Origin of the sequence: Microbacterium sp. 71-36 (assembly GCF_001898305.1) — a bacterium.
Lineage (GTDB): Bacteria > Actinomycetota > Actinomycetes > Actinomycetales > Microbacteriaceae > Microbacterium.
The window spans coordinates 277734-299550 of sequence record NZ_MKTP01000004.1 but is presented as its reverse complement, the minus strand read 5'-3'; the positions used below and the strand labels follow the sequence as shown (position 1 = coordinate 299550).

The 21817-nt window shown below is 67.1% G+C and carries 24 protein-coding genes; 10 read left to right on the top strand and 14 right to left on the bottom strand.

Annotated elements, in window-relative coordinates; all coding sequences use genetic code 11:
- Positions 1-39 precede the first annotated feature (39 nt).
- Positions 40-1074, bottom strand: a complete 1035-nt coding sequence (locus tag BGO45_RS12910) for an alcohol dehydrogenase catalytic domain-containing protein (protein ID WP_292694865.1) — start codon at positions 1072-1074, stop codon at positions 40-42.
- Positions 1071-1490: a cupin domain-containing protein gene (locus BGO45_RS12905; RefSeq protein WP_076492742.1), complete on the bottom strand. Its 420-nt coding sequence runs from the start codon at positions 1488-1490 to the stop codon at positions 1071-1073. The genes BGO45_RS12910 and BGO45_RS12905 overlap by 4 nt, the downstream gene beginning before the upstream one ends.
- 127 nt (positions 1491-1617) lie before the next feature.
- Between BGO45_RS12905 and BGO45_RS12900 the strand changes: the two genes are divergently transcribed.
- The 4 genes from BGO45_RS12900 (at position 1618) to BGO45_RS12885 (ending at position 5297) form a co-directional block, all read left to right on the top strand.
- Positions 1618-2484, top strand: coding sequence for a helix-turn-helix transcriptional regulator (locus BGO45_RS12900; RefSeq protein ID WP_292694862.1), 867 nt, complete (start codon positions 1618-1620; stop codon positions 2482-2484).
- On the top strand, positions 2481-3056 hold the full coding sequence (locus tag BGO45_RS12895) for a sugar O-acetyltransferase (RefSeq protein WP_292694860.1): 576 nt from the start codon (positions 2481-2483) through the stop codon (positions 3054-3056). Before BGO45_RS12900 ends, BGO45_RS12895 begins: the two co-directional genes overlap by 4 nt.
- Before the next feature lie 196 nt (positions 3057-3252).
- Complete coding sequence (locus BGO45_RS12890; protein WP_292694858.1) at positions 3253-4803, top strand: aldehyde dehydrogenase family protein; 1551 nt, start codon at positions 3253-3255, stop codon at positions 4801-4803.
- Positions 4804-4913: 110 nt separating this feature from the next.
- The gene (locus tag BGO45_RS12885) at positions 4914-5297 is read left to right on the top strand and encodes a DUF779 domain-containing protein (RefSeq protein WP_292694856.1); all 384 of its coding nucleotides are present in this window, start codon (positions 4914-4916) and stop codon (positions 5295-5297) included.
- A gap of 23 nt (positions 5298-5320) precedes the next feature.
- On the opposite strand, the gene BGO45_RS12880 is transcribed toward BGO45_RS12885, so the two are convergent.
- Positions 5321-6934, bottom strand: coding sequence for a hypothetical protein (locus tag BGO45_RS12880; RefSeq protein ID WP_292694855.1), 1614 nt, complete (start codon positions 6932-6934; stop codon positions 5321-5323).
- 11 nt (positions 6935-6945) lie between these two features.
- Positions 6946-8289 carry an SIR2 family protein gene (locus BGO45_RS12875; RefSeq protein ID WP_292694854.1) on the bottom strand — a complete coding sequence of 448 codons (1344 nt, stop codon included), beginning with the start codon at positions 8287-8289 and terminating at the stop codon, positions 6946-6948.
- Between the two features lie 276 nt (positions 8290-8565).
- On the opposite strand from BGO45_RS12875, the gene BGO45_RS12870 reads away from it, so the two are divergent.
- Positions 8566-9000 (top strand): hypothetical protein, encoded by a 435-nt coding sequence (locus BGO45_RS12870; RefSeq protein ID WP_292694853.1) that lies wholly within the window; start codon positions 8566-8568, stop codon positions 8998-9000.
- Between the two features lie 222 nt (positions 9001-9222).
- Positions 9223-9597: a (deoxy)nucleoside triphosphate pyrophosphohydrolase gene (locus BGO45_RS12865; protein WP_292694852.1), complete on the top strand. Its 375-nt coding sequence runs from the start codon at positions 9223-9225 to the stop codon at positions 9595-9597.
- Here the strand turns inward: BGO45_RS12865 and BGO45_RS12860 are convergent.
- The 3 genes from BGO45_RS12860 to BGO45_RS12850 all read right to left on the bottom strand — a co-directional run bounded on the left by BGO45_RS12860 (position 9594) and on the right by BGO45_RS12850 (position 11661).
- The gene (locus tag BGO45_RS12860) at positions 9594-10700 is read right to left on the bottom strand and encodes a hypothetical protein (protein WP_292694850.1); all 1107 of its coding nucleotides are present in this window, start codon (positions 10698-10700) and stop codon (positions 9594-9596) included. The genes BGO45_RS12865 and BGO45_RS12860 overlap by 4 nt on opposite strands.
- A 136-nt stretch (positions 10701-10836) precedes the next feature.
- Positions 10837-11298 (bottom strand): response regulator transcription factor, encoded by a 462-nt coding sequence (locus BGO45_RS12855; RefSeq protein WP_292694848.1) that lies wholly within the window; start codon positions 11296-11298, stop codon positions 10837-10839.
- A 90-nt stretch (positions 11299-11388) separates the two neighbouring features.
- Positions 11389-11661, bottom strand: coding sequence for a hypothetical protein (locus BGO45_RS12850; RefSeq protein ID WP_292694846.1), 273 nt, complete (start codon positions 11659-11661; stop codon positions 11389-11391).
- A gap of 516 nt (positions 11662-12177) precedes the next feature.
- Here BGO45_RS12850 and BGO45_RS12845 point away from each other — a divergent pair.
- Positions 12178-12774, top strand: coding sequence for a hypothetical protein (locus BGO45_RS12845; protein WP_292694844.1), 597 nt, complete (start codon positions 12178-12180; stop codon positions 12772-12774).
- Positions 12775-12818: 44 nt separating this feature from the next.
- A complete protein-coding gene (locus tag BGO45_RS12840; RefSeq protein WP_292694843.1) occupies positions 12819-13055 on the top strand; it encodes a hypothetical protein in 237 nt (78 codons plus the stop codon).
- 1 nt (position 13056) lies between these two features.
- Here BGO45_RS12840 and BGO45_RS12835 read toward each other — a convergent pair whose 3' ends face one another.
- The 6 genes from BGO45_RS12835 to BGO45_RS12810 all read right to left on the bottom strand — a co-directional run bounded on the left by BGO45_RS12835 (position 13057) and on the right by BGO45_RS12810 (position 18160).
- Complete coding sequence (locus tag BGO45_RS12835) at positions 13057-13662, bottom strand: response regulator transcription factor (RefSeq protein ID WP_076493636.1); 606 nt, start codon at positions 13660-13662, stop codon at positions 13057-13059.
- Between the two features lie 54 nt (positions 13663-13716).
- The gene (locus BGO45_RS12830; protein WP_292694841.1) at positions 13717-14826 is read right to left on the bottom strand and encodes a histidine kinase; all 1110 of its coding nucleotides are present in this window, start codon (positions 14824-14826) and stop codon (positions 13717-13719) included.
- Positions 14827-14846: 20 nt separating this feature from the next.
- The gene (locus BGO45_RS12825) at positions 14847-15644 is read right to left on the bottom strand and encodes an ABC transporter permease (RefSeq protein ID WP_292694839.1); all 798 of its coding nucleotides are present in this window, start codon (positions 15642-15644) and stop codon (positions 14847-14849) included.
- Complete coding sequence (locus BGO45_RS12820) at positions 15641-16576, bottom strand: ABC transporter ATP-binding protein (protein ID WP_292694837.1); 936 nt, start codon at positions 16574-16576, stop codon at positions 15641-15643. The genes BGO45_RS12825 and BGO45_RS12820 overlap by 4 nt, the downstream gene beginning before the upstream one ends.
- A gap of 85 nt (positions 16577-16661) precedes the next feature.
- A complete protein-coding gene (locus BGO45_RS12815) occupies positions 16662-17198 on the bottom strand; it encodes a hypothetical protein (RefSeq protein ID WP_292694835.1) in 537 nt (178 codons plus the stop codon).
- Between the two features lie 131 nt (positions 17199-17329).
- On the bottom strand, positions 17330-18160 hold the full coding sequence (locus BGO45_RS12810) for a bifunctional 2-polyprenyl-6-hydroxyphenol methylase/3-demethylubiquinol 3-O-methyltransferase UbiG (protein ID WP_292694834.1): 831 nt from the start codon (positions 18158-18160) through the stop codon (positions 17330-17332).
- A 143-nt stretch (positions 18161-18303) separates the two neighbouring features.
- Between BGO45_RS12810 and BGO45_RS12805 the strand changes: the two genes are divergently transcribed.
- Together BGO45_RS12805 and BGO45_RS12800 are read left to right on the top strand one after the other, a co-directional pair.
- Positions 18304-19245 carry an alpha-L-glutamate ligase gene (locus BGO45_RS12805; RefSeq protein ID WP_292694833.1) on the top strand — a complete coding sequence of 314 codons (942 nt, stop codon included), beginning with the start codon at positions 18304-18306 and terminating at the stop codon, positions 19243-19245.
- Positions 19238-20542: an O-acetylhomoserine aminocarboxypropyltransferase/cysteine synthase family protein gene (locus BGO45_RS12800; RefSeq protein ID WP_292694831.1), complete on the top strand. Its 1305-nt coding sequence runs from the start codon at positions 19238-19240 to the stop codon at positions 20540-20542. The genes BGO45_RS12805 and BGO45_RS12800 overlap by 8 nt, the downstream gene beginning before the upstream one ends.
- Positions 20543-20670: 128 nt before the next feature.
- On the opposite strand, the gene BGO45_RS12795 is transcribed toward BGO45_RS12800, so the two are convergent.
- On the bottom strand, positions 20671-21732 hold the full coding sequence (locus BGO45_RS12795) for an LLM class flavin-dependent oxidoreductase (protein ID WP_292694829.1): 1062 nt from the start codon (positions 21730-21732) through the stop codon (positions 20671-20673).
- Positions 21733-21817 lie beyond the last annotated feature (85 nt).

Genomic DNA, 21817 nt, shown 5'->3' with positions numbered 1-21817 from the left:
GGCCTCGGGGTCGCGGCATCCGTTCGTTCGTGAAAGGTGTTACGGGCGGATCAGCACCTTCAGCGCCTCGCGGGAGTCCATGAGACGGTAGGCCTCGGCGATCTCCGACAGGGGCAGTTCGCGGTCGAAGACGCGGCCGGGGTCGATGCTGCCGTCGAGCACCTGCGGCAGCGCCGCCTCGATGTAGGCCCGGATGGTTGCGGGCCCTCCGGTGAGGGTGGCGTTCTTGCCGAACAGTGACGCGAAGCCGACGGGAGCGTCCTCGTACTGCGGTACGCCGACGCGCGAGATCGTTCCACCGGGGCGGACGATCCGGTACGCCTGCTCGTAGGCGGGCATGTGTCCGACTGCTTCGAGTACGACGTGCGCGCCCTCGTCGCCGGTGAGGTCGAGCACGCGGGCCACACCGTCGTCGCCGCGCTCGGCGACCACGTGCGTGGCGCCGAAGTCGCGGCCCAGGTTCGTCCGAGCCTCGTGGCGCCCCATGAGGATGATGGTTTCGGCGCCCAACTGGCGTGAGGCGAGGACCGCGGACAGGCCGACCGCGCCGTCGCCGATCACCACGACGGTCTTGCCCGGAGCGACGCCGCCGGTGTGGGCGGCGTGGTGTCCGGTCAGGTAGACGTCCGAAAGAGTCAGGAGCGAAGGCATGAGCGCCTCGTCGGTGCCGGCCGGGACGACGACCGCGGTGCCGTCGGCCTGCGGGACGCGGAGACGCTCGGCCTGGGTCGCCGATGCGGCGCCGTCGAAGAAGCCGCCGTGCACGCACGACGTCGTGAGGCCGTCGCGGCAGAAGACGCACGTGTTGTCCGACCAGGCGAACGGAACGATGACCGTGTCGCCCACCGCGAGGGTCTGCACGGAGGCGCCGATCTCCTCGATGACGCCGATGGCCTCGTGGCCCATTCGGCGTCCCTCGGGGGTGTGTTCGAGGGAGTGGTACGGATGCAGGTCTGAGCCGCATACGCACGCGTGCGTCACCCGGATCACGGCATCCGTGGGTTCCTCGATGGTGGGGTCGGCGACCTCTTCGACGCGGACGTCGCCCGCGCCGTACATCAGCGTGGCTCTCATCGGTCGTTCCCCTCGGTGATCGGGGCGTTGTACTCGTCGTCGGTGACGTGCGAACCCCATGTCGCGCTCTCGCTGCCCTCGGGGGTCTCCCACAGGGCGAGGTGGGTCATGAAGCTGTCGGGTGCGGCACCGTGCCAGTGCTCCTCGCCGGGCGGGCACGAAACCGTCTGACCAGCCTGCACCTCGACGATGGCGCCGCCGCGCGCCTGCACCCGCGCGGTGCCTTCGATGACGCGCAGGGTCTGGCCGAGAGGATGCGAATGCCATGCCGTGCGCGCGCCGGGGGCGAAGCGCACGAGACCGGCGTGGAGCCGCTGACCGTCGTGCTGCGGCGACACGACCGGGTCGAGCCAGACGTCGCCGGTGAACCATTCGGGCGGGTTCTTCACGGTGGGCGGGGTGGGGAGGATGCGCATGGTGTGCTCCATTCGTCGGGGGCGGTACGCCCAGCACACTCCGTCGACAGCCTCCGCGGGAGGCCCTGACGGAGGGTGTACCACCAGGGCATCCCTTCCTCCGAGCGGCGGCTCTACCGTGGATGGCATGGACAACAAGGCCGAGGTGCGCGAGTTCCTCACGACCCGCCGTGCGCGCGTCGCCCCCGAGCAGGTCGGGCTGGCGTCGGGCACCCATCGGCGCGTGCCCGGTCTGCGGCGCGCGGAGGTCGCGATGCTCGCCGACGTGAGCGTCGAGTACTACGCGAAGCTCGAGCGCGGGCACATCGCGGGAGCCTCCGCCGCGGTGCTCGAGTCGCTGTCTCGCGCCCTGCTGCTGGACGAGACCGAGCGGATGCATCTCCTCGACCTCGCTCGGGCGGCCGATGGCATCCCGACCTCCGGGCGACCGCGGCGACGTTCGAGCGCGACGGTGACGGCGCGTCCGGGTCTGCAGAGCACCTTGGATGCCATCACCGGCGGGCCCGCGTTCGTCCGCGACCGCCACCAGAACCTCGTCGCGACGAACGCGCTCGGGGCGGCGTTCTACTCCCCGGTCATCGGCACGAGTGGGCGGGTGCCGAATCTGGCGCGGTTCCAATTCCTCGACCCGGCGGCGCGCGACTTCTACCCGGATTGGGACCTGTTCGCGCAGATGTGCGTCGGGATCATGCGGGTCGAGGCGGGGCGCGATCCGCACGACCGCACGATGCAGGACCTCGTCGGCGAACTCACGACCCGCAGCGAGACCTTCGCCCGCCTGTGGTCGGCGCACGATGTGCGCACCCATGGGACGGGGACCAAGCGGTTCCATCATCCGGTGGTGGGCGAGCTCACGCTCGCGTACGAAGAACTCGCCGTGACCGCCGACGACGGCATGGCGCTGCTCGTCTACACCGCCGAGCCGGGATCGCCGTCGGCCGAGCGTCTGCAGATGCTCGCGAGTTGGTCGCTCAGCGGGGCCGGTCGATCATGACCGTCACCGATCTCATCGAAGCCCTCGACCGCGGGGACACCATCGCCGGCGGGTCTCCCCTGCACGACGTCATGCATCGCGCGAGTCAGGAGGCCCTGCGGATCGCCGCCGAGCTGAACTCCGCGTACCGCGAGCCCGACGACGTCCGTGCGCTCCTCGCGCGGCTGACGGGGCGCGAGGTCGACGAGTCCGTCACGCTCTTCCCTCCCTTCACCAGCGACTTCGGCCGAAACATCTGGCTCGGCAAAAGGGTGTTCATCAACTCCGGATGCCGCTTCCAAGACCAGGGCGGCATCACGATCGGCGACGACTGCCTGATCGGCCACAACGTCGTGATCGCGACGCTGCAGCACGGCATCGACCCCGCCCGCCGCGCGGATCTGCTGCCGGCGCCGGTGGTGCTCGGACGCAACGTGTGGCTGGGAGCGAACGTCACGGTCCTGCCCGGCGTGACGATCGGCGACGACGCGGTGGTCGGTGCAGGTTCGGTGGTCACGAAGGACGTTCCGGCGGGCACGATCGCGGTGGGCTCTCCCGCACGGGTGGTGCGCGGCGTCCACGGTCCGGCATAGGGGCGTGGGATGCCGAGACCGCATCCGTTCGCCGAGACCGCACCAGCTGGTCGTCAATCCGATGCGGCTTCGTCGATCGGGTGCGGTCTCGTCTCGCGATGCAGCGTGCAACCCGATGCAACGTTGCCCGGCGTACCGTCGGCGCATCGCCGCTCGAAGCCGTCGCGGCGCCTCATAACTGTCGAAGGAGACACGCATGACCATCGTCGAAGAAGGCGTTTCCAGCGTCTACGCCGCCCCCGGTACGCGCGGGGCCGTCGCCCAGTATCGCGAGCGGTACGGGCACTACATCGGCGGGGAGTGGGTCGAGCCGCACAGCGGCGAGTACTTCGAAGACATCACCCCCGTCACGGGCAAGCCGTTCTGCGAGGTCGCCCGCGGTGACGCCGCCGACATCGACCGGGCGGTGGATGCCGCCTGGAAGGCGTTCGCGTCGTGGAAGAAGACGACGCCCGCCGAGCGCAGCGTCATCCTGAACAAGATCGCCGACCGCATCGAGCAGAACCTCGAGCAGATCGCCGTCGCCGAGACGTGGGAGAACGGCAAGCCGGTGCGCGAGACGCTCGCCGCCGACATTCCGCTGACCGTCGATCACTTCCGCTACTTCGCGGGTGTGCTGCGGGCCCAGGAGGGGTCGCTCAGCCAGCTCGACGAGAACACCGTCGCGTACCACTTCAACGAGCCGCTCGGTGTGGTGGCGCAGATCATCCCGTGGAACTTTCCGATCCTCATGGCCGCGTGGAAGCTCGCTCCGGCACTCGCCGCGGGCAACTGCGTCGTGATCAAGCCGGCCGAGCAGACCCCGGCATCGCTGCTGTTCCTGTTCGACATCATCGGCGACCTGCTGCCGGCCGGTGTCGTGAACATCGTCAACGGTTTCGGCATCGAGGCGGGGGCTCCGCTGGCGCAGCACAAGCGGGTCCGCAAGGTCGCCTTCACGGGTGAGACCACCACGGGTCGCCTGATCATGCAGTACGCGTCGCAGAACCTCATCCCGGTGACGCTGGAGCTCGGGGGCAAGAGCCCGAACGTCTTCTTCGAGGACGTGGCCCGCGCGACCGACGACGCCTACTACGACAAGGCGCTGGAGGGCTTCACGCTCTTCGCCCTGAACCAGGGTGAAGTGTGCACGTGCCCGTCGCGGGCGCTGATCCAGCGGTCGATCTACGACCAGTTCCTCGGCGACGGCCTCGCCCGCGTCGGCAAGGTGAAGCAGGGCAACCCGCTCGACCCCGAGACGATGATCGGCGCGCAGGCCTCGAACGACCAGCTCGAGAAGATCCTGTCGTACATCGAGATCGGCAAGGCCGGCGGCGCGAAGCTGCTCACCGGTGGCGAGCGGGTCGACCTCGGCGGCGAGCTGTCGGGCGGCTACTACGTCGCACCGACCGTGTTCGAGGGCACGAACGACATGCGGATCTTCCAGGAGGAGATCTTCGGCCCGGTGCTCTCGGTCACGTCGTTCGACAACTTCGACGACGCCATCTCGATTGCGAACGACACCCTCTACGGCCTCGGCGCCGGTGTGTGGAGCCGCAGCGGCGACACCGCCTACCGCGCCGGCCGCGCCATCGAGGCCGGACGCGTCTGGACCAACACGTACCACCAGTACCCGGCGCACGCCGCGTTCGGCGGGTACAAGCAGTCGGGCATCGGCCGCGAGAACCACCTCAAGATGCTCGACCACTACCAGCAGACGAAGAACCTGCTCGTCTCGTACGCCGAAGGCGCGATGGGCTTCTTCTGAGCCGACGCCCTTGTGGAGGGAGCGTCGGGGCGGCGGGTCGCCGGCGCTCGGTGACCCCCGGGTTCGTCCCGGGGGTCACACCCGTTTCCGGATTCGAAGGAGAAGAACGGATGCCAGAACTTTCCCGCGTGGACGTGACGGATGCCGCGGCCGCGCTGCTGCGCGACCTGACGGCGAAGCACGGCCCGCTGATGTTCCACCAGTCGGGCGGCTGCTGCGACGGTAGCTCCCCCATGTGTTACCCGGTGGGGATGTTCCTCACCGGTCCCAGCGACGTGCACCTCGGCAACATCGACGTCGGCCTCGACGACCCGATCGAGGTCTACATGTCGGAGTCGCAGTTCGAGTACTGGAAGTTCACGCACCTGACGATCGACGTTGTGCCCGGGCGGGGTGCGGGGTTCTCGGTCGAGGGGCCGACCGGGATGCGGTTCCTCATCCGGTCGCGGATGCTGACGGAGGAGGAGGCGGTGGCCTTCGGGGTGGAACACTAGCAAGGAGGAACTCAGGTAACTGGCTAAGCTTCGTCACTCTTCCCGGATGCAGAATGGCGATTTCGCGCGCGCATGGTCCGCAGTCTCTGCACATAGCGATCAAGGTGTGCTGAGCGAATGTCCGGAGAAGAGAAGGACTGCTGTTTAAGGTAGATCGTCTTGCATAGACGCATTGCGTCTTCCTCGGGAGTGACACCCTGCGCGTACGCATCCTGACATAGCGCGTGGAAGAAGTGCGTGATTACCCACGTCGGCTCCGCACGGGTAATGAGGGAGACGCACTTCTCTGCCCAACCCCGGGAACGCAGAAGAAAATGGAGGAGGAGAGCAGCAGTGAGCCGCTCGTTGGTCTTGGCTAGTTCGCCGTCGTGCAATGCCTGATCAAGCACTGAGGTGAGCTTTGGTGAGGAGAGGCTCATTTCCATGCCGCCGATAGCCGTGCCTGCAGGGATTGAGCGGCTCAGAAAGTCGGCAAGATCGGCGTGATCCGCGCTGTCGCTGTCTCCGTCTGTCTCAAGGTGGCGTGCTACCGCGCTCCGGAGGTCGCTCAGCGAGGAGTCTGCGCTGAGTACCGCGATGAACCGCCCCCATAGCTCGAGTGTGTCGACAAGCAACGACTGTTTCAGTTTGAGGTTCTCGATCTGGTCGAGGTCTCGCAGGATGGTCGACACCAGAGAGAGCGTGCGATGCAGGCGCGCCGGCGTTGACATCTCGGCCTTGATAAGTCCAAAGGAGCCTGCGGAGTCGCTCTCAGGAAATTCGAGCTCATCCCCGTCACCCGTATTGTGCGGCGTGTCTAACGGTATCGGGTCGTCGGGCGGTGGGAGCTCGTCGATAGTTATCAGCGGCGTCGGTTCGTAAGGTGAACCAGGGCCGACCGCCAGAGCTAGTTCTTCGTCCAGGAGTGGGCGAACCCGTTGAAGCAGATCCTCGTCGGCTCGCGATAACGCTGACAACTTCATTGCAACTGGCTGGTAGTAGAAGAGATCGTTGACCACAAGATCCCGAAACTCGGAGTCGACCACGGCGCGTTTGGCTGCAAATAGGGTGAAGTAGGCGTAGCGGGCGAACTCGATTGACTCGCCATGTCTCCGGAGAATCCGCCGATGCAAAAAGAAGTTCAAGACGCCGGTTGCATTTGCTTGCCACCCGAACTTCGAGACGGCTTCACTGATTATCCTCACGGCGGCGGTCTCGCTGACGCTGGGTTTCTCGTCCCAAATTAGCGACTCAGCGTACTTTCCGAGAATCGCCTCAAGATCAGTCTCAGTCAGACCCGTAGTGTTCTCGTGGGGGTTACCAATTCCCAATAGAAGAGATGTGTAGGCATCCAACATGCTCGCCTGATCGCGTGTCTCGTGTGCGCTCCCGCGATGCGCAAGATAGAGCAACAGGGCAACAGTGAGAGGTGTCCTGCGTAGTCCTTCGGTCTCGAGCACTTTGATCGCTTCCCCAGCCAGGTGCTTGCCCTGGCCTGGCGCGAGCTTTTCGGCGAGCGTGACGATGTCAGCCTTCCGCATCCGACCGAGAAACACGACTCGCGGCGTCACGCCCGACGCATTGAGCCTGCTGACGAGTTCATCCTCTTCACCCTGGCGGCAGCCGACGATCTTCACAATGGCGTCGGAGGCGACCACTTGACTCAGTACTAGCTCAGACAGCCGTGGCACTGACGCCCGGAAATCGTCAATTGCGACAACGTGTGCCGGTAGCGGGTGTTCTTATCAGGGATGAGACCACAGTTCATCGCGACAGTGCGCACGGCTGAACCGAGAGGGTCACGTTTGTAGCGGCAGTCAGAGAATCTGACAAAGATGGGCGCTGCCGATCCCAGAATTTCGGAGGATTGCGCGGCGAGCCACTTGGCTGTGGTGCTGAGCCCAGACCCCTCGTCGCCAACCACGACAAAGAAATCGTGCGATTGGACCTCCTTATACGGGTCGAGGTGCTCGACTTCAGCGCCGCGTCCGCGTCGAAGCCGCTCGCGCACAAAGCTCGCGTGAGGTACCGGCAGCAAGATCGGGGGAATTGTCAGGTCTCTCCGCACCAGGTCGTCCGCGCCTGCGTCAACGAGGACCGACTCATTCACCATAGAGTCACGAAGGAGCTCCCGTGCCTCCTGGACGACATCGCGCGCGAGACCTGCATCATTTGTCGTTAGCATCCCGCTTGCGGGGCAATGCTCGCTCAAGAATGGGGCGAGGTCGGCATGCTCTCGTCCATACACCACTGGCAGGACATGGTCGTTCGCATGCACACGTAGAAGGTCTGCTTCCTCGTCTGCTCTGCAGAGTCGGTAGTGAAGCGTGCTCGATTGAGGGAATACTCTCCGGTGCCATGCGAGCAGCGCCCCGAAGTTCGGATCCGCGAGGCCGCTCCCGAAGCCTACGTACACGATCGATTTGAGAGTCGCCATCGATTTCTCTAACGCCTGCATCGATTCGTGGACCCCAAGTTGTGCGTAGTCTGTGGCGGTCAGCACGACCGAGTCGGGTCTATTCCAGACACCGTGGATGTGGCCGATCGCGGCACTTGCGCGAGTGACGACCTCATGGAACGCTCTCGCATCGGTCCAGTCAGTTGTGTCGCGTTTGCCCACGTCCTCGAGAAGAGTGTCGTAGTTAGTGGTGAGAACTGGGAACGGGTAGGCAAGCAGCGCGCGTGCAACAGTTGTGTCCTTCGCTGTTAGCTCACCAACGTCTTCGCGGAGCCATGCCGCGAAGGCGGTGTCTCCTAAGTCCCGAATCGCATTGGCGACAATGCTGGCGGCACCAATCACCATGTCCACCGAGCCATACTCGAGCTGGCTCGTAACAATCTCTTTCCACCGTGTGCCGAGGTTGGGATTCAGGCGGGCCGCCCGCTCTGCTCCACTCCTGATGAGGCCGATCCAGGTTGCGGTGTCGGCTCCAGCGGTCGAAGCAGCTGAAACACCTGTGCCGACGATGAAGATGACGTCCGAGTCTGCGACGGCGTCTTCGAACGACCTCATTCTGCCCTTCTCTCCGATGCCCCGCCGCAGCGGCTTTGTTCGGTCTCGATAACGCAAACCTTAGCGGGCGAGGACGTTGACGCCGAAGAGGACCCGGACCGCAGCGGAGGGAGAGGTCGGACGCGTTGCGGATTGGCGGCGTCGCCACCCGCTGGCGGCCGCATGCTCGCCCTGAACGAGTGAAGGCTTCTTCGGGAGCCAAGAGGATGTTTCGCGAGACGCCTGACTGGAATGCCTTCGCCTTCGTGACCACGAGGGGGTGTCCAGCTGCTCTCGGTGATCGACAACCGGGATGCCGATGAAAGCTGCGCGTATCCCCTGACGCTGCCTGCCGGCCACTCGCTCGTTGCCACCACAGACGGAGGCGCTTGGGTCGTTGATGCTACGGGCACCGTCAAGGCCGCCTTCGAGCCGGCGTGGGCGAAGGATGCCGCAGGAAGGAGCATGCCGACTCACTATTCGATTAGTGGGAACACCCTGACCCAAGTCGTGGAGCATGGCGGGGTCGCGGACATCACGTCGCCGGTCGTGGCCGACCCGCTTCCTGTGATCCTGATCGTGTTCGCCACGGCTGCGGCGATCGTCGTCGCGGCAGTCGCCCTGGGTATTGCGACCTGGATCGTCCTCAGTTGGTGGAACGACTGCCGTTCGCGGAACATGTACCCCGAGCTGTCCACGCGGAACGGCTTTACTGCGCGGTGCGTGCGTTGACGATGAAAGGCAACCTAGACCGCCTCTTCGTCACCGTGAGCTCGTTCGTTTCCGCAGGTACGTGGAGCACAGCGGTTCGCATGCGGTCACGGTACAGGGATCGTGGTTCGGGGTATTGGTCGTCGTATTGGTACTGACGGCGCCTCTCGCAACGTTGCCTTCGCCTACCGAGGCGGGCCCCAAGCCATCTAACGTCTCTGTATGCGCCGAACCCTTCATGTCGTGGCCGCTGTGATCGTGCGCGACGGTGCCGTGCTCGCGTGTCGCAGGCTCCCCGAAAAGTCAGCCGGCGGTCTCTGGGAGTTCCCCGGCGGGAAGGTCGAGAAGGGAGAGACACTTAGCGAGGCGCTCCGACGGGAGATCGTCGAAGAGTTGGCGACCGATGTCCGCGTGCTCGGGGAGCTGACCACGGACGATACGGACCTCGAAGAGGTGACCATCCGACTGAGTTGCCTGCGCTGCGAGTTGGTCGGCCCGGCGCCCGAGACGAGCTCGGATCACGACCGACTTGAGTGGGTTGCGACTGACCGCTTGTCTGAGCTCGAATGGGCGGCCCCGGATCTGCCGGCCGTACGTCTGCTGTCGGTCTCTGCCTAACTTGGGACGGAAACTCGGAAACCGTCCTCCGTCCGCGTGACGAGGGTGATCCCGAGCTGGGCCATCAGCTCCCTGAGGTCCATCTCCGGGGTTCCCGGAAGAAGTACCACCGGTACCGCTGCCAGGTCCGCCTTGCGAGCGACGTGTGCGTAGTCGAGGACCTGCCCGATTGCCATTCGCACGTGCCCCCGCGCAGTAGAGCGCTTCGCCTCCACGATCCAGTTCCTATCGGGAACCCACAGGTCTGGCTCGATGACAGTGCTTCCGGCGCGGAGCGGAAGCCGCGCAGGTGCGGCGCCCTGAGTGTGAAGCCATTCCCCGAAGGCCGCCTGGAGCTCGAACTCGACCCTCGACACCACACGCTCGCCCGGCGCGTGTTCCATTCTGGGGATGGTGACATCAGTGAACTCGGGAGGGCTCCACACCCGTGGGGTCCCGACATAGCTCACCGGGCTCTCGGCCGACTCGAGCTCTCCGCCATAGGCAGGGAGCAGATCCACTCGAGCATCCAGCGGTAGCAGGTTGAAGATGATGCCATCCCGAGGGTTGCCGTCGGCGTCGGGAATGGTCTCGATCGTGTAGGTCGGAGCGCCTGTTGTGAATGCTCCCACGTAGGTGGCTGACGTCCCCTTCGTTCGAAACAGGCGGATCGTCTTGCCATCGCGCTCGGCGTCTCGGAGTGCTCGGTTTCCCCGCACAAATTCTTGTGGCCCGTATTGGCCCTCACCGGTGTAAGCGTACGAACCGTCTTCGCGCAGACCCTCGTAGCGGTCGTATCCAAACCTCGCCCCGGCCTCCGGGTCGGTGAAGATCAGAATCTCTGGACGGCCGCGCGGGGTAGAGATGCCGCCTTGCTGTTGGCCGCCGTACGCGACATGCATCGATCGCCTGCGCACGGTATCGCCGGGTTCGAGAAGCCACCGCTTCTCTGAACCTGAAGCGTCCGAGAACCGTGCTCGCACACCGTCTGCCTGCTGCTCTGTGAGCTGCCACCGTGGCTCCTCACTGGGGAGGGTTCCGTAGAGCGAGCGCAGATAGTCTCGGATTCGCTTCTGAGGAATCTGAAGCTCGATCGAGAGTTGCGCCGGCGTGATTGTGGCCATGAATCGAACTTAATCGGAGGAGACTCGGCGTTAGAGCTCACTTTCTTCGCTCGATTTAGCCTGTGCGAATGCGCGGGCTGCGGGGACTTTGGAGAATGCGACCCATTCGGTCGAAGTCATTCCGATCCGTGGCCCCTCATAGCCACCCCCGCTCCACCGCCACGCGCACGGCATCCGCGCGATTACGCCCGCCGGTCTTCCCGATCGCGCTGGACAGGTGATTCTTCACCGTCCCCTCCGATAGGTGCACCATCCGGGCGATGTCGACAATCGATCCTCCGGCGCGGGCCGCCACGAATCCCGATGCGCCTGCCTGCATGGCCCGCGCGAGGTACCCGGGTCGGCCGAAGGTCGTGACGATGAGGGCGCGACATCCGGGAACCTGCGTGCCCAGAAGAGACGGGGCGGCGATGCCGTCGATGTCACGCAGCCCGACCGTCGCCTCGGACGCGCGGGCGGCCTCGACCACCTCGTCGCCGCGGCCGACCTGGGCGACGACCTCGATGTCGGGCTCCAGACCGAGCAGGGCCGCGAGGGCACCGCGGACGAGGTCCGATCCAAACGGTGCTGAAGAGAGATCAGAGCCACTTCGGCGCAATGGATCCGACGGTGGTCAATCTCGTGCCCTCACGACCTGCAGCTGCACGAGCGGGCTATACCGTGTCGCCATACGCCTGCCAGATGCCGATTAGTCCGCTGAACGCGCGCGCCGCCTCTTGGTTGCCCGTGAGTGGAGTGTGATGACCGTGAGAGTGAAGCCGAGCGTCAGCACGGGTGTCGCCAGTGGAGTCTCCGGTTCCGCATCTCCGATGAGGAGACCACTCGCGACGGCCGCCACGATCGAGATCGAACCTCGGAGTCGACTCTTCTCGTCAAAGCCCAGCCCGATCCCGATCCCGATCAGGGCGGCGAGGATGCACACGACGATGGGGTTCCCAATCAACTCGAGAATCTCGGTCATTGCTCGCGGCCCTTCATTGATCGCCTTCGGTTCATCTGCCCGCAAGCAGCATTCGCGTTCCTAACAACGACGTGCCCGGGTGTCACAGCGAGCATACGACGGAAGCATGTATACGTGTCTCACTCAGGCGGTGGCGAAGATAGGGCTCCCGTCGGGTGAGAGTCCCAGTCAGCCACACATAAACATGCGCATCGCTACTAGCTTCTCCCTCACAGACACGCCCGCAGACAGGGGGACCTGATGTACGACGCAACCATCCCGACGCACCGCTTCGTTGTAGCCCTCGCCGCGGTGGCAGCGACGATCGTGGCGAGCACGGTGGTGAATCCCGGGATCTCGGCATCCGCGAGCGAGAGCGAAGCCGTGACCTCTTCTGAGATGGTTACCGCTCTCGAGGGAGTGGGTGACGGTTTGGTCCGTGATGCGGTATCGACTGCGACCCCGCCAATCGCGCTCGACCCCACATCCTCACCGGAAGCTCTGGCTCTCGACATCCCGAGCGATCCTGCGGATGGTGTGCGTCTCGCCGTAGGGGACTTCAGCCTGACGATCGGTCTGCCGCACTCGGAGGACGCCGCCTCGGCCACCAGCACAGAACAGGGCATCGTGACCTATCCGTCTGAGGGTGAGAGCGCGAATGCGGTGATCCCGGTCGCGGGCGGTGTACAGCTTCTCTCAGTCATTGAGACTCGAGAGGCGGCCGAGTCGTACTCCTACCCGCTCACGCTTCCTTCGGGTCACGTTCTCGAAACGACGCCCGATGGCGGTGCTCGCGTCGTCGACTCCGCCGGGACGGTCAAGGCGGCGTTCGAGCCGGCGTGGGCGAAGGATGCCGAGGGCAAGCCGGTGCCCACGCGATACGTCGTCCACGGGGGCACGCTCACGCAGATCGTCGATCACCGCCACATGAGCGATGTCGTTTACCCCGTGGTGGCCGACCCGCTGCCGGTGATCCTCATCGTCGTCACGGCCGCAGCCGCCATAATAGTGGCCGCCGCGGCACTCGGTATCGCGACCTGGATCGTCATCAACTGGTGGAACTACTGCCGTGCGCGCAACATGTACCCCGAGCTCTCCACCCGGAACGGGTTCACGGCCCGATGCGTGCGATAGCCCCTTACCGGGACACCGGTCACGTCTTCGTAGCCCTGTGCTCGTTGGCCATCGCGATCGGCGTCACCTGCATTGGAGCGGCACTGTTCGCGGTCGTCGCGTTCGTGAACCGCACCACGATCGACATCCCCTTCGTGGCCACGTTCAGAGGGTTCGTCGACTCGACCGGATCGAACGCGGTGACGGTGGACGGATCATGGATGTCGGTGCTGGGCCTGATCCTTCTTCTCGCCGCACCCCTCCCGATTGTCGCGATGACACGTCACCGCGACCGTCCCTGACTCACAGCCACCCCCGCTCCACCGCCACGCGAACGGCATCCGCCCGGTTCCGCCCCCCGGTCTTCCCGATCGCGCTGGACAGGTGATTCTTCACCGTCCCCTCCGACAGGTGCACCATCCGCGCGATGTCGGCGATCGACCCTCCGGCGCGGGCGGCGGCGAGCACGTCGGTCTCACGCTCGGTCAGCGGTGAGTCCCCCTGCGCCAGCGACTCGGCGGCCAGAACCGGATCGACGACCCGAAGCCCCTGCGAGACGCGCCGCACGGCATCCGCCAGCTCCGCCGCGGGCGTGTCCTTCACGACGAATCCTGATGCCCCGGCCTGCATGGCCCGCGCGAGGTATCCGGGCCGGCCGAAGGTCGTGACGATGAGGGCGCGGCATCCGGGAACCTGCGTACGCAGTAGGGATGCGGCGGCGATGCCGTCGATGCCGGGCATCTCGATGTCGAGCAGCGCCACGGTCGCCTCGGACGCGCGGGCGGCCTCGACCACCTCGTCGCCGCGGCCGACCTGGGCGACGACCTCGATGTCGGGCTCCAGACCGAGGAGGGCCGCGAGAGCGCCGCGCACGAGCGCCTGATCGTCGGCGATGAGAAGTCGGATCACCACGTCACCCCGCCCCGAATCCGGCGAGGCCGCTGCGGCCCAAGGTCAGACGGATCACCACGACACCTTCACACGGAATCCGCCCAGGTCGCTGCGCCCCACGGTCATACGGCCACCCGAGGTCTCGACGCGCTCGCGCAGCCCGGACAGCCCCGATCCCGACGAAGAAGCAGCAGACGGCCCACGCCCATCGTCGGCAACCTCCACCGAGCGAGAATCCAGCGACACCCGACAGACGGATGCCTCGGCGTGCCGCACCACGTTCGTCACTGCCTCGCGCACCACCCATCCCGCGAGCTCGCGCCGGTCCGACGGCACCTGATCCGTCGATCCGGGCAGCTCGGCGGTGACTCCGGCGCTCTCCAGCGCCGCGCGGGCGGCGGCGAGCTCGCCGCTGATGCTCACTCCTCTATATCCGTGCACCGTCGCGCGCACGTCGGACAGCGCACCGCGCGACAGCTGCTCGATCTGCGCCACCTCGTCGCGGGCGGCCGGGGAGCCGGCATCCATCAGCCGTCCGGCCAGTTCGGCCTTCACCGTGATCACGGTGAGCGAGTGACCGAGGATGTCGTGCACGTCGCGCGCCACCCGGCTGCGCTCGCGCTCGGCGGCGAGTTCGGCGACCTGCTCCTGCGCCGCGCGGAGCCGCTCGAGGTTCATGATGTTCTCGACGAAGCTCAGCATCATGATCGAGATCGAGAGGATGATCGCCGAGTTCAGCACGTTCGTGAACGTGTCGGCGCCGCTCCACTCCCCCACCAGGAACGACAGCGCGCTCAGCGACAGCACCAGGACCCACGTCGGCCGCCGCGCGACGCTCGACACCGCGACGGCCACGCCGACGAACGTCCACATCCACCGCACGTCGCCGCCGATCCACGACACCAGGCTCAGGCTCAGCGCGAACATGACCCCGGCCGGGATCAGTCGCTGCCAGCGCGACGGCGTGCGCCGCGCGAACGGGACGCTGAGCAGGAACACCACCGCGAACACCGCCACGATCACCGTTCCCCCGGCGTGAGCGAGAGGATCCGGCACTTCCCAGATCGACAGCAGCGTCGGGAAGGTCCAGATCAGCGAGATGCCCCCGCCGACGAACCACCCCCGCGTGAACGAGCGCCGGCCCGAAGCGCGCGCGCGCCCCGGGCCGGTCGTCTCGTCCATGTCGTTCACGATAGAGCGGCTCACGAACGCCGCGTGTCCCGACGGAAGAAGTACACGGTGCCGGCGATGAACACCGCGAGCCACACCAGCGCGTTGATCAGGGCGCCGAGGTCGAAGGCATCCCCCGTCAGCGGCGACCGCGCCAGCTCGGCGATGCCGTACACGGGCGTGAGCTTGCCGATCGTCTGCAGGAAGTCGGGCATCGACGACAGCGGGTAGAACAGCCCGCCGAGGAACGACAGCAGCACCACCGCGAGGCTCGTGATCTGCGCGACGTTCTCGCCCGGCACCATGTACCCGACCATGAGCCCGAGCGTCGTGAACACCGCGCTCGCCAGCAGCCACGCGGCGACACCGGTCACGATCCACTGCACCGCGGACAGCTCGACTCCGACGAGGGATGCCACCACGTACGTCGCGACCACGGCGAGGAGTCCGAACACCATACCGGCCAGCAGCTTCACGATCACGTTGACGAGCGGGCTCAGCGGCGTGAGGCGCAGCTGCCGCGTCCACCCCTGCGCGCGCTCGACCGCGACGGCCGCGCCCGTCTGGGTGGCCGACATCATCGCGCCGTACATCGCCATCGACACCATGATGTACGCGGCCACCGACACTCCCCCATCGGCGATCGGCACCTGCGTGAGCGGCGTATCGAGCATCTGGTAGCCGATGATGAAGAACATCAGCACCGGGAACGCCACCGTGAAGAAGAGCGCGCGCGGGTTGCGGAGCTTCCGCACCAGCTCGATCCGCAGATACGTGAGCGTGAAGCCGCCCAGGACGGGGGCGGGACGGTCGAGGCTGATGGTGGTCATCGGGTTGCTCCGTTCGAGGCGTCGGCGGATGCCGAGGAGTCGATGGTGAGAGCGACGAACACGCTCTCGAGGTTCTGCGCGGTGATCTCCAGATCCCGCGCGGCGGTGGTGGTCAGCAGGTGGCGCGCGAGGGCGTCGGAGTCCCGCGTGTGCAGCGTCACGCGCTCGCCGGCGGCCTCGACCGAGTCGACGCCCGGCAGGGACGCGAGCGCCGCCAGATCGGCATCCGGGATCGTCGCCTGGACGACCCGACCCGAGACGAGGTTCTTGATCTCGGCGGTCGTGCCGTCGGCGACGATCTGCCCGCGGCTCATCAGCACGATGCGGTCGGCGTACTCGTCGGCCTCTTCGAGGTAGTGCGTCGCGAACATCACGGTGCGGCCGCGGGCGGCATCCGTCCGGATCGCGTTCCAGAACGAGCGGCGCGCCTCGACGTCCATGCCCGTGGTCGGCTCGTCGAGGATCAGCAGCGCCGGGTCGCTCACGAGCGCCATCGCGAATCGCAGCCGCTGCTGCTCGCCGCCCGAGCACAGCCCGACGCGACGGTTCGCCAGATCCCGGATGCCAGCCCGCTCCAACGCCTCGTCCACGGGACGCTTCTCGGCGAAGAGGGATGCCGTGAGCTCGACCGTCTCGCGCACGGTGAGGTCTTTCAGCAGACCCCCGGTCTGCAGGACGGCGGAGACGAGGCCGCGCGAGACGGCGCCGCGCGGGGTGTGCCCGAAGACGCTGATCGAGCCCGAGTCCGGGTTCGTGAGGCCGAGGATCATGTCGATCGTCGTGGTCTTGCCGGCGCCGTTCGGGCCGAGGAACGCCACGATCTCGCCGGGCTGCACGCGCAGATCGACGCCGCGGACGGCGTGGACGGAGCCGAAGCTCTTGACGACGCCCCGCGCGTCGATCGCGGCGGGGGCGGTGGTGGAGGAGGTCATGTCCTCATGCTCGCGCGGCCGCGGGCCCCGTGCCTGGGGCGGGGGTCACGGTGTGGGGGTGACGTTCGTCATGGGTGGCCTGCGATCAGGTCATCTTGATGAGCGAGATGGCGTAGATGGAGGGCGCGCCCTCGAGCTCGAGGGCCATCGTCATCCCGGTCTGCGTGATCGGGATCTCGAACGCGACGGTCGAGTTGCTGCAGCTGGCGGTCGCGGTGGGGGGATCGCCGGCCAGTTCACCGGCCGACATCGTGATCGTGCCCGAACCTCGGCAGGCGAGCTGGGCCTGATAGGACCCGGCCGGAAGGGTGGCGAAGGAGTTCCGCTGCCGGGGCGAGGTGTTCTCGCTCAGCCAGCCGCTGAGTCGGCCGGTGAGCGCTGTGCCCTCCGACGCCGGCACGGCCGTCTCCGCCCAGTCGCCGATCTCCGCGGCCGGGATCGGGAGCAGTGCTTCGTCGCTCTGGGCGTCCGGGTTCGGCGCGTCGGGCGACGGGGTCGCCGGGGCGGTCGAGACCGTCGGAGCGGGAGAATCCGGCCCCGCCGCTTCGGCCGTGCAGCCCGCAAGACTCAGGGCTGCGAGGGCGACAAAGCCCGTGATCGTGGGGGTTCGAGTCGGCGTCATTCCTGCTGCCCTTTTTCGTCGCACACGGCTCGGTGCCGTTGCTCTCCGCTTTTCACGGTGCACGTTCGGCGCGGCAGAGTCAGCCCCCCGGCTCTGAGAGCGGGGGACCTTGACAGACCGGAACCGTTCTGTCAGACCGGCTTCGACGCCCGAATCGTGTAGCTCAGCGGCATGACCGACGGCTGCTCGGTGAGCGCGTATTCGCCGTCGGGCCGCAGGGTCATCCGGCCGGGGAGCGCCTCCCACGGCACGCTGTCGTGCTCGATGAGCGCGTCGAGTCGGAGACCGCGGTCGAGCAGCGCCGTGACGATCTCGCCGAGGCTGCGATTCCACTCGTACGTGCGCGTGGACTGCAGCGGCGCGGATACCTCGACATAGGTGCTGTCGTCATCCCATTCCAGCGGCACCGGCTGCTCGAAGTACGGGAACGCCAGCGTGAGTCCGGGCAGCGTCTCGTTCATCGACCAGAGCACGGGGTGTCCCTCGCGGATGTGCAGCGTCCCACCCGGGGCCAGCAGCTCCGCGACGACTCCGGCCCATTCGCTGATCGACGGCAGCCAGCACAAGGCCCCGATGCCCGTGTAGACGAGGTCGAACTCCCCCGCGGGCAGGACGTCGGTGGCGTGAGAAACGTCCGATCGGACGAAATCGACGGCATCCCCGGTCTCGGCAACCAGGCGCCGGGCCTCCTCAACGGCGTTCTCCGAGAAGTCGAGGCCCGTCACCCGGGCGCCGAGGCGCGCGAGCGACAGCGTGTCCGTGCCGATGTGGCACTGCAGGTGCACAGCGCGCGTGCCGGTCAGGTCACCGAGGAGTGGTTGGTCGAACCGCACGACGTCGCTGAGCGCATCACGGTCCTCCACGTAGCGCAGCACGCCGTAGCCCGACCCATCGCGGGCGGCGTGCAGAGTGGCGCGCTCGTTCCAGTTGGCGCGGTTCGCATCGAGGTACTCGGTGGTCATGGCATCCCTTCCGACGGCACAGCCTTGCGACGATACACACGTGGATGCCGGGATTCCAGGCCGCGCCGGATCCGTCGGGTCGTCGTGACCGCGCGTGACGAGGGCCTGTGCCGGTGTCGGAGGCCCGGGTTAGCCTGACGGGCATGTCGGGCAGTGTGTACGTGATTCATGAGAACCCCCAGTGGCTTCCGCCGTTCCAGGCGGCCTTCGAGGCGGAAGGGGTGCCGCTGGAGGAGTGGCTGCTGACCGACGGGTCGATCGATCTCTCCGCCGAGCCGCCGGAGGGCGTGTTCTGGTCGCGCCTGAGCGCGTCCGCCCACACCCGCGATCACGCGGCGAGTAAGGAGTACGGTCGCGCCGTGCTGCGGTGGCTCTCGTCGTGGGGCCGCACGGTCGTGAACGGCGCCGATGTGCTCGAGCTCGAGGTCAGCAAGGTCGCGCAGCACGCGGCGCTGCGTCACGCGGGCGTCGAGGTGCCGCGCACGTCGGCGGTGTTCGGGCGCGCTGGGCTGCCCGCGAAGGCCCGCGAGTTCGACGCCCCGTTCATCAGCAAGCACAACCAGGGCGGCAAGGGCCTCGGCGTGCGCCGGTGGGAATCGCACGCCGAGTTCGCGGCGTGGGTCGACGGCCCCGACTTCGAGCCGTCGCCTGACGGCATCACGCTGCTGCAGGAGCTGCTGGTCGCTCGCGCCCCGTTCATCACGCGCGCCGAGTTCGTCGGGGGCGAGTTCGTCTACGCCGTCCGTGTCGACACGAGCGCGGGCAGCTTCGAGCTGTGCCCGGCCGAGGCGTGCGCGATCCCCGGAGCCGACGGCGTGGAGCCCGAGCCGCTGTTCCGTCTCCGCGACGACGTGGACCCCGCGATCATCGACCGCTACCTCGCGTTCCTCGCGGCCGAGGGCATCGGCGTCGCCGGCATCGAGTTCATCGAGACCCGCGACGGTCGGGTCGTCACCTACGACGTCAACACGAATACGAATTACAACCCCGACGTCGAGGCATCCGCCCCCCGCTCCGGTCCGCGCGAGATCGCGCGCTGGCTCGGAGCCCTGCTGCCGCACGAGGCGGTGGGTGTGCGTGGCTGAACCCCACCGCGATTGGGACGGCTTCAGGTTCGCGACCCGCCAGGTGCACGCCGGCGAGGTCGAAGATCTGACGCACGGTTCGCGCGTGACGCCCGTGCACCTCTCGGCCGCGTACCGGTTCGCGTCGTTCCAGGAGGCGACCGATCGCTTCGCCGGCACCGACCTGGGGCACCTGTACTCGCGCAACCTCAACCCGACGAACCAGGTCGCCGAGGCGCGTCTCGCGTCGCTTGAGGGCGGAACGGGCGCGCTCGTCGTCGGGTCGGGACAGGCCGCGATCACCGCCACGTTGCTGGGGCTCGCGGGCGCGGGCGAGCACATCGTGTCGACAGCCAGCATCTACAGCGGCACGCGCGTGCTCTTCGATCGCACGTTCGCGCGCCTGGGCGTCACGGTCGAGTACGTCTGGGACCCCGACGACGATGCCGAGTGGGATGCCCTGATCCGGCCCGAGACCAAGGCGATTTTCACCGAGACGCTCCCCAACCCGAAGAACGACGTCGTCGACATCGCGCGCGTGGCCCGGATCGCCGCGCGCCACGGTCTGCCGCTCGTCGTCGACAACACGATCGCGACGCCCTTTCTCCTCCGGCCCCTCGAGCACGGCGCGCACGTCGTCGTGCACTCCGCGACCAAGTTCCTGTCGGGTCACGGAGCGAACCTCGCCGGAGCGATTGTCGACGGCGGGACCTTCGACTGGGCCGGAGCCTCGCGGCCGTATCCCGGGATCACCGACACCGCGATCGCCGGCCATCCTTCGTACACCGAGGCCTTCGGCCGTCGTGCGTTCGAGTTCTACCTGAGGTTCGGGATCGCCAACGACACCGGCCCCGCGCTCTCACCGCTCAACGGCTTCCTGCTACAGCAGGGCATGGAGACCCTGTCCGTGCGGATGCGCCAGCACTTGGCATCCGCCCGCGAGATCGCCGAGTGGCTCGACAAGCACGAACTCGTCGAGAGCGTCGACTTCGCGGGGCTCCCCTCGCACCCGCAGCACGCGCTCGCCGTGCGCGACTACGGCGGGCTCACCGGCTCGGTGTTCTCGTTCACGGTGCGCGGCGGACGTGACGGAGCGGAGCGCTTCTTCGACGCGCTCCGCCTGTTCAGCCGCATGACCAACATCGGCGACACGCGCTCGATGGCGCTGCACCCCGCGACCACGACCCACCTCGGCTTCACTCAAGACGTGCGCGACCGCCTCGGCATCCACGACGGGCTCATCCGCCTGTCGATCGGACTCGAGGATGCCGCCGACCTCATCGCCGACCTCGACCAGGCGCTCCGCGCGGCGGCGTAGGTCTGCGGCTCCGCGCGGCGGGCGGCGGGCGGCGCTTGGACGTTGAGTGTCCACGACACGCGGATGCCATGGCATCCGGTCCGCGTGTTCTGGACACGAACCCCGGGCGCACCCTACGGAGCACCGCCTCAGGCGTCGCGCAGGGCCTCGAGCCGGCGCACGCGCGGGATGACCTCGGCGGCGAACCGCTGCAGCTCGGGCAGGTGCGGCGAGAACTGCAGCAGCAGCGTCGACACACCGACGTTCGCGAACGCGACGATGCGCTCGGCCACCTGGTCGGGCGTGCCGACGAGATTCGGGCGCAGGCCGCGATTCGAGACCGAGTACTCCTTGAGGTCGACCTGGGTGTCGAGCTTCGACTTGCTCACGAACTCCTGGTACGAGCCGTAGGCCGCTCCCCCGCGCACATCGGTGATGCGGTCGACCTCGGCCTGCGCCTCTTCCTCGGTGTCGCGCACGATCCCGTACGCCGCCATGCCGAAGGCCTCGAACGGTGCGGCTCCGGCTTCCGCGCGGCGCCGCCGCATGTCGGCGACCTTCACCTCGAGCTCGTCGAGGGTGCCGCCGTGCGTGAGGTACGCGTCCGCGAAACGCGTGATCGCGGTACGTCCGGCCTCGCTCTCGCCACCGGCGTACAGCCGCGGGATCACGCGCGGCTTCGGCTCGAGGAACGTTCCCTCGGTGCGGTAGTACTCCCCCTCGTATGCGAACGGCGTCTGCGTCCACAGGCCGCGGAGCACCTCGACCCACTCGATCGTGCGCGCGTAGCGGTCGTCGTGCGCGCTGAAGAGACCCTCGTACTGCTTCGCCTCCTCGGCCCACCACGCCGACACGACGTTGAGGGTGAAGCGTCCCCCGCTGATCTCGTCGATCGTCGCGGCCTGCTTCGCCGTGTGGAACGGGTTGTGGAAGCCCGGGCGCACCGCCGCGAGCAGCTCCAGCTTCGACGTCACCGCCGCGAGACCCGCGGTCACCGCCCACGCGTCGAGCGACGGAGCGTCGACACCCTTGATGTCGTTGAGGTTCAGCTCGGGGATGAGGGTCAGGTCGAAGCCCCCCTCTTCGGCGGCCCGCGCGATCTCCGCGATGTGCGCGAACGACACAGGCGTCTGCTCGTCGTCGACGTTGCGCAGCCAGCCACCGAAGATCGGAGTCCAGTAGCCGAAACGCACGCGCTGGGGGGAGGTCATGGCATCCATCCTCACCCGGTCGAACGGTGTGTGTCGTCACGCGAGGACATGGTCCGTCACACGCCGTTGACCCCCGCCGACGGGG

What these genes read in the sequence shown, in the direction of transcription:
- BGO45_RS12910 (WP_292694865.1), bottom strand. Translation starts at nt 1,074, where the DNA reads ATGAGAGCCACGCTGATGTACGGCGCGGGCGACGTCCGCGTCGAAGAG.
- BGO45_RS12905 (WP_076492742.1), bottom strand. Translation starts at nt 1,490, where the DNA reads ATGCGCATCCTCCCCACCCCGCCCACCGTGAAGAACCCGCCCGAATGG.
- BGO45_RS12900 (WP_292694862.1), top strand. Translation starts at nt 1,618, where the DNA reads ATGGACAACAAGGCCGAGGTGCGCGAGTTCCTCACGACCCGCCGTGCG.
- BGO45_RS12895 (WP_292694860.1), top strand. Translation starts at nt 2,481, where the DNA reads ATGACCGTCACCGATCTCATCGAAGCCCTCGACCGCGGGGACACCATC.
- BGO45_RS12890 (WP_292694858.1), top strand. Translation starts at nt 3,253, where the DNA reads ATGACCATCGTCGAAGAAGGCGTTTCCAGCGTCTACGCCGCCCCCGGT.
- BGO45_RS12885 (WP_292694856.1), top strand. Translation starts at nt 4,914, where the DNA reads ATGCCAGAACTTTCCCGCGTGGACGTGACGGATGCCGCGGCCGCGCTG.
- BGO45_RS12875 (WP_292694854.1), bottom strand. Translation starts at nt 8,289, where the DNA reads ATGAGGTCGTTCGAAGACGCCGTCGCAGACTCGGACGTCATCTTCATC.
- BGO45_RS12860 (WP_292694850.1), bottom strand. Translation starts at nt 10,700, where the DNA reads ATGGCCACAATCACGCCGGCGCAACTCTCGATCGAGCTTCAGATTCCT.
- BGO45_RS12850 (WP_292694846.1), bottom strand. Translation starts at nt 11,661, where the DNA reads ATGACCGAGATTCTCGAGTTGATTGGGAACCCCATCGTCGTGTGCATC.
- BGO45_RS12830 (WP_292694841.1), bottom strand. Translation starts at nt 14,826, where the DNA reads ATGGACGAGACGACCGGCCCGGGGCGCGCGCGCGCTTCGGGCCGGCGC.
- BGO45_RS12825 (WP_292694839.1), bottom strand. Translation starts at nt 15,644, where the DNA reads ATGACCACCATCAGCCTCGACCGTCCCGCCCCCGTCCTGGGCGGCTTC.
- BGO45_RS12820 (WP_292694837.1), bottom strand. Translation starts at nt 16,576, where the DNA reads ATGACCTCCTCCACCACCGCCCCCGCCGCGATCGACGCGCGGGGCGTC.
- BGO45_RS12815 (WP_292694835.1), bottom strand. Translation starts at nt 17,198, where the DNA reads ATGACGCCGACTCGAACCCCCACGATCACGGGCTTTGTCGCCCTCGCA.
- BGO45_RS12810 (WP_292694834.1), bottom strand. Translation starts at nt 18,160, where the DNA reads ATGACCACCGAGTACCTCGATGCGAACCGCGCCAACTGGAACGAGCGC.
- BGO45_RS12805 (WP_292694833.1), top strand. Translation starts at nt 18,304, where the DNA reads ATGTCGGGCAGTGTGTACGTGATTCATGAGAACCCCCAGTGGCTTCCG.
- BGO45_RS12795 (WP_292694829.1), bottom strand. Translation starts at nt 21,732, where the DNA reads ATGACCTCCCCCCAGCGCGTGCGTTTCGGCTACTGGACTCCGATCTTC.